The organism is bacterium, assembly GCA_030654305.1.
Taxonomy (GTDB): domain Bacteria; phylum Krumholzibacteriota; class Krumholzibacteriia; order LZORAL124-64-63; family LZORAL124-64-63; genus PNOJ01.
Map to the genome: position 1 here is coordinate 1 of JAURXS010000441.1, position 5,645 is coordinate 5,645.

Annotated in this window: 6 protein-coding genes; 2 read left to right on the forward strand and 4 right to left on the reverse strand. The window is 74.2% G+C overall.

The window, feature by feature from the left end:
• Together Q7W29_12840 and Q7W29_12845 are read left to right on the forward strand one after the other, a co-directional pair.
• The coding region (locus Q7W29_12840; protein MDO9172705.1) for a hypothetical protein at positions 1–288 on the forward strand (288 nt) is incomplete at its 5' end.
• On the forward strand, positions 285–1,670 hold the full coding sequence (locus Q7W29_12845; protein MDO9172706.1) for a hypothetical protein: 1,386 nt from the start codon (positions 285–287) through the stop codon (positions 1,668–1,670). The genes Q7W29_12840 and Q7W29_12845, both read left to right, overlap by 4 nt.
• Before the next feature lies 1 nt (position 1,671).
• Here the strand turns inward: Q7W29_12845 and Q7W29_12850 are convergent, their stop codons facing one another.
• The 4 genes from Q7W29_12850 to Q7W29_12865 form a co-directional block, all read right to left on the reverse strand.
• A complete protein-coding gene (locus tag Q7W29_12850) occupies positions 1,672–3,453 on the reverse strand; it encodes a L,D-transpeptidase family protein (protein ID MDO9172707.1) in 1,782 nt (593 codons plus the stop codon).
• A gap of 148 nt (positions 3,454–3,601) precedes the next feature.
• Positions 3,602–4,309: a phosphate signaling complex protein PhoU gene (gene phoU, locus Q7W29_12855; GenBank protein MDO9172708.1), complete on the reverse strand. Its 708-nt coding sequence runs from the start codon at positions 4,307–4,309 to the stop codon at positions 3,602–3,604.
• A 17-nt stretch (positions 4,310–4,326) separates the two neighbouring features.
• Positions 4,327–5,202, reverse strand: a complete 876-nt coding sequence (gene pstB / locus Q7W29_12860) for a phosphate ABC transporter ATP-binding protein PstB (protein MDO9172709.1) — start codon at positions 5,200–5,202, stop codon at positions 4,327–4,329.
• On the reverse strand, positions 5,199–5,645 hold a 447-nt coding region (locus Q7W29_12865; protein ID MDO9172710.1), incomplete at its 5' end, for an ABC transporter permease subunit. The genes pstB and Q7W29_12865, both read right to left, overlap by 4 nt.

A 5,645-nucleotide genomic window follows, 5' to 3' on the forward strand; every position in this document is an offset into this window, starting at 1 on the left:
GTGCCGGTGGACTGGTTCTTCCACCTGGTCTTCGCGGCCGCGATCGCCTGGGGCGCCTCGCGCCTGCTGCCGCTGCGGCGCGTGGTGATGCTGGCCGTCGCCCTGATCGCGGGCAAGGAACTGTTCGACGTCATCGCCAAGACGCGCCTCGAATACATCCGGCTACCAGGGGCCGACCTGGCCCTGGACGTCACCGCCGGGCTCGCCGGCCTGGCCCTGGGCTGCTGGCTGGCCCGGCGCTTCCCGCCGCGACGGCGGAGGGAACGGGGCCGGGAGGCGGCGTCGTGAGCCGCCTCGGACGCGCGGCGCCCGCCGCCCTCAGCTCTCAGATCAGCTCTCTGATCGGCGCCCTGCTCTGCCTCTCCCTGCTGGCCCACGCGCTGCTCGGCACCGGCGCCCCCGCATCCGGGCGGCTGCCGCTGCTGCTGCTGGGCGCCGCCGCCCTGGCCTGGTTCGCGCAGCCGCGGCCGCGGTGGCCGCTCGCGGCGATCGTGCCGGTCGGTCCCCTGCTGGATTTCTGCTTCCTGACTCCCGGCCGCGAGGTCTACGCCACCGAGGTCGTGCTGCTCGCGGCGGCGGGCTGGTGGCTGGCCCGCCGCGCGCTCGCGCCGCGACCGTGGGTCCGGCCCGCGCCGGCGATCCTGCTGTGGCTGGGCTTCGCCGCGGCCGGCCTGATCGCCCTGGCGCTCGGCCCGGGCGGCGGCCCCGCGAGCGCGACCTGGGTGCGCGGCGTGCGCCTGCTGGTCCTGGCGGGCGTCGTCCCGCTCCTGCTGCTCGACGACCGCAGCGACGAAGCGGCGCAACCCCGGCTCCTGTGCTGGTGGACGGCCGCCACGCTGGGCGCGGTGGCCCTGCTGGCGACGGGGGGCATCGCGGAGTTCCTGCTGACGATCGTCGGCCGCTCGGACGCGGAGCCGGGCTCCTTCTACCGCGGCTCGGTGGGCCTAGCCGTGCACCTGGCGAGCTTCGCGCCGCTGGGCCTGGCCCTCTGGCTCGGCGATTCCGGCCGGCGCTGGCGGCTGGCCGGCGCGCTCGCCTGGCTGGCGGCCGCGGCCTGCCTGCCCCTGACCGCCTCGCGCGGCGCGATGGGCAGCCTGGCGGCGACCTCGGCGATCCTCGTCGCGGCGACCGCGCTGGCCGGCGACCGCCGCCGACTGCGCGCGCCGCTGATCGCGCTGGCGGCGCTGGGCGTCGTCGCGGCCGTGCTGCTGGTGAAACCGGAACTGGCCGGCGACTCCTTCGCCTACAAGCTGCGGGCCTCGCTGTCCGGGGACTACTTCTCCACGCGGCTGCCCGCCTGGCGCGAATCGTTCGCCGCGATCGCGGCGCACCCGCTGGCCGGCGAGGGCCCCGAGGCCTTCGCGCCGAGCATCCCGCTGGAACTGGCGCGGCGCCTGGGCCTGCCCGCGGCGCTGCTCGCCCTGTCGGCCATGGTCGCCGCCGCCGCCGCGGCCGGGCGCGCCGCCCGGCGCCCCGCGGACGTCGGCGGCGATCACGACGCCGGCCTGTCCCGGTCGTCGCTGGCCCTGGGGGTCGCCGCCGGTCTGGTAGGTCTGCTGCTGGTGGGATTGGCCGAGACGGGCCTGGGCAACCGCACGACGCCGCTGCTCGCCGCGACGCTCGCGATCGCGGCCCGGCTGGGCGCCGGCGGCCGCGACCGCGCGGTGTAGCCTAGGGGACGGCGATCACGTCCTTGGGCAGGCTGCTGTCCGGGGGCGGCTTCAGTTCCACGATCCACTGGTAGGGGGCCTCGAGCGCCGTCGCCGTCAGGCTGTCGATCTGGTAGACGTCGGGGCGGAAGACGGCCTTCCCACGCGGATCGACCCACGCCGTCCAGTACAGCAGGTGGATCGGGATCGGCGCGGGCAGGCGCACGGCCTGCTCGCGGCCCGAGGCCATGGCTTCGGCGATGCGCGACCGCGGCCAGCGCTCGTCGCCGGTCAGCAGGTAGACCGCGAACTCCTCGGGCTTCTGGATGCGGACGCAGCCGGCGCTGAAGGCCCGCTTGGCCCGCGCGAAGAGGCCGCGGTTGGACGTGTCGTGCAGGTACACGTTGAAGCGGTTCGGCAGGTTGAACTTCACCAGCCCGAGCGCGTTGAGCGGACCCGGCAGCTGGCGCAGCCGGTACGGGAAGCTGCCGGTCGGCACGTCGCCCCAGGCCACGTCGGCGGGGTCGACGACCTTCGCCTTCTCCCCCCACCCCGAGATCACCTCGAAGCCGAACTCCTGGAGGTAGCCGGGATCCTGCTGGATCAGCGGGAGCTTGTCCTCGATGGCGAGCTTGGGCGGGACCTCCCAGTCGGGGCTGAACACCAGCGAGTTCAGCTTCGCGCTGAAGACCGGCGTGCGACGCGTCGGCAGCCCGACGATGACCGGCATGGCCAGCACCACGCTGTCGCCGTGGAGCACCCGCAGCCGGTAGTCCGGGATGTTGACCTCGACGCGGCGGTGGCCGAGGTCCGCCGGCAGCCAGCGCCAGCGCTCGAGGTTCACCCGGATCTGCCGGACGCGGTCCTCGACCGTCGCGCCGAGTTCGGTCCGGGTGGCCTGGCCGATCACGCCGTCCTGGTCGAGGCCGAAGCGGGCCTGGAAGCGGCGGACCGCGGCCGCGAGGTCCTCGTCGTAGTACTCGGGATCGAGTCCCAGGGCGCCGCCCGGGCCGAGGTCGCCCGTGGTCGCGAGGCGGGCCCGCAGCAGGGGCACGCGGGGGTCGCGGTCGCCGGGCTCGATCTTGTCGCCGGCCGGCAACGCCGGCCAGGCGCCCACCGCGGCGAGGGCGCGGTACTGCGCGTAGGCGCGCCGCAGCCGCGCGTACTCGGGGTGCGCGGGCAGCAACCGCTGCAGTGAACCGCTGATGCCGTCGGCGGCCAGGGCTCCCGAGAGCACCGCGACCACGTCGGCGGTGCGGCGCCCAGCGATCCAGTCGGGATCGAAGGCGCGCGGGTCGAGGCGGCCGCCCAGGCACTGGGTCGCGGCGAGCAGGTAGGCGTCGGTCGCCAGCAGGTCGAATTCGGCGAGTTCGTCCGGGTCGGGGCTGGCGCGCCACCAGCGGCGGTCGCGCAGGCGGGCGAGGCCCTGGGCCAGCGCGTCGGGGTGGTAGTCGCGGACCTGCAGGCCGTCGGCGTCGAGGCCGGCCAGGGCCGCGCTCAGCGAATCGGCCACGACCAGCGGGCCGCGGTCGCCGGTCCAGGCCGGCGCGTGGTCGCGCCCCTGGTAGAACTGCAGGACGAGGTCGGGCCGGTGCAGGCGCTCGCCGAGCGCCACCACGACCGGGACCGTCACGACCGGCGCCGCCGCGACCGAATCCGTCGCGACCGAATCCGCCGCGACCGCCTCCAGCCGACGCCGCAGCCGTTCGCCGACGCGGCCGCCCCGGGCCTCGTCCTCGGCGCACAGCGCGGGGACGGAAGCCAGCGTCGCCAGCAGCACCAGCAGGGTCGTCTTGCGGGTCATGAGTACCGCCGGGAATGTCGCGCCGTCGCCGGGCGCCGACCGGTTGCGCGCCAACCGGCTGCCGCCGGTGCGGGTGCGCGCGGGCGGGAAGCTAGCACATCCACCCCGTTTCGTACAGGGCGGGAGTCCGCGGGGCGGCGGCCGCCGCTCAGCCGGCGGTCGGCGGCTCCGGCGTCGCGCCCCGCTCCGGGGCGCTGAACTCCTCGACGTGGTGCCGCACGACCTTCCCCTCGGACATGTAGATGACGTCCTCGGCGATGTTGGTGGCATGGTCGGCGATGCGCTCGAGCTGGCGCGAGATGGAGAGCTGCTGGAGGTAGAAGTCCACCTGCAGGGGGTGCTCGCGGATCCCCGCCTGCACCTGCCCGTACATCCCGCGGTTGATGGCGTCGACCTCGTCGTCCATGGCGCAGACGTCCCGCGCGCGGGCCGGGTCGACGTTGACCAGGGCGTCGAGCGCGGTGTGCAGCATCTCCTGGGCCCGCGTCGCCATGCCCACGAAGTCGAAGGTCGTCGTCGCCTCCTCGTGCGGGGCCAGGTGGATGGCGCGCTCCGCGATGTTCACGGCCAGGTCGCCGATGCGCTCGAGGTCGTTGTTGATCTTCAGGACCGTCACCAGGAAGCGCAGGTCGCTCGCCACGGGCTGGTGCAGCGCCAGGATCTTCAGGCACTCCTCCTCGACCCGCACCTCGCGCTCGTCGATGGCGCGGTCGCCCGCCAGCACGGCGCGGGCCAGGGCCGGGTCGTGCTCCTGCACGGCGCGCACGGCCAGCCACACGGCCTCCTCGACGGTGGCGCTGAGGGCCAGCACCTGCACCTTGAGGCGCTCGATCTCGCGCCGCAGATGGACCGACATGTTCCCCTCCGTCGCCGCTATCCGAAGCGGCCTGTGATGTAGTCCTCGGTCTGGCGGTGCACGGGCTTGGTGAAGATCTGCCGCGTGACGCCGAACTCCACGATGCGGCCTTCGAAGAAGAAGGCCGTGTAATCCGAGACGCGGGCCGCCTGCTGCATGTTGTGCGTCACGATGACGATCGTGAAGTCCTTCTTCAGCTCCTCGACCAGGTCCTCGATCTTGGCCGTGGCCACGGGGTCGATGGCCGAGGTGGGCTCGTCCATGAGCAGGACCTCCGGGCGCACGGCGATGGCGCGCGCGATGCAGAGCCGCTGCTGCTGGCCGCCCGAGAGGGCCGTGCCCGGCCGGTCCAGCGCGTCCTTGACCTCGTCCCAGAGCGCGGCGCCGCGCAGGGCCTTCTCGACGGCTTCGGCCAGCTCGGCCTTCCCCAGACGGTAGTGCAGTTTCAGGCCGTAGGCCACGTTGTCGTGGATGCTCATGGGGAACGGCGTCGGCTTCTGGAAGATCATGCCGACCTTGCGCCGCAGCTCGATGAGGTCGGTCGCCGGGGACAGCAGGTTCTCGCCATCGAGCAGGACCTCGCCGCGCGCGCGCTGGTCGCGGTAGAGCTGGTAGATGCGGTTGTAGACGCGCAGGTGCGTCGACTTGCCGCAGCCCGAGGGGCCGATGACCGCGGTCACGCGGTTGGCGGCGATGTCCAGGTTGTTGTCGAACAGGGCCTGCTGCTTGCCGTAGTGGAAGTCCAGGCCGCGGACCGAGATCTTGGGCGGCGCGTCCGCGGGCGCGGCGCCGGGCCGGTCGGCGCCGGGCCAGTCGGCGCCGGGTCGGTCAGTGACGTGGGGACGCGGCGCCAGGGGCGGCGTCGGCCGGGATTCCGGTCTCGTGGCGTTCATCGCGTTCTCTCCCTGGCGAAGGTGCGCGCCAGCAGCGAGGTGGTCAGCACGGCGGCCATGATCAGCAGCGACGCGCCCCAGGCCTTGGCCTGCCAGTCGGCGTACGGCGACATGGCGTACTGGAAGACGGTGACCGTCAGGTTGGCGACGGGCTCGGACATCGAGCGGGGCCAGAAGGGGCTGTTCAGGGCCGTGAACAGCAGCGGCGCGGTCTCGCCGCTGACGCGGGCCACGGCCAGCAGCACGCCGGTGATCAGGCCGCCGCGGGCCGCCTTGAAGGCGATCAGCGTCGCGCGCCAGCGCGGCGCGCCCACGGCCAGCGCGCCCTCGCGCAGCGCGTGCGGCACCAGCGCCAGCATGTCCTCGGTGGTGCGGGCCACCACCGGCAGCATGATCAGCGCCAGCGCGACCGCGCCGGCGTGGCCGGAGAAGCTGCGGAAGGG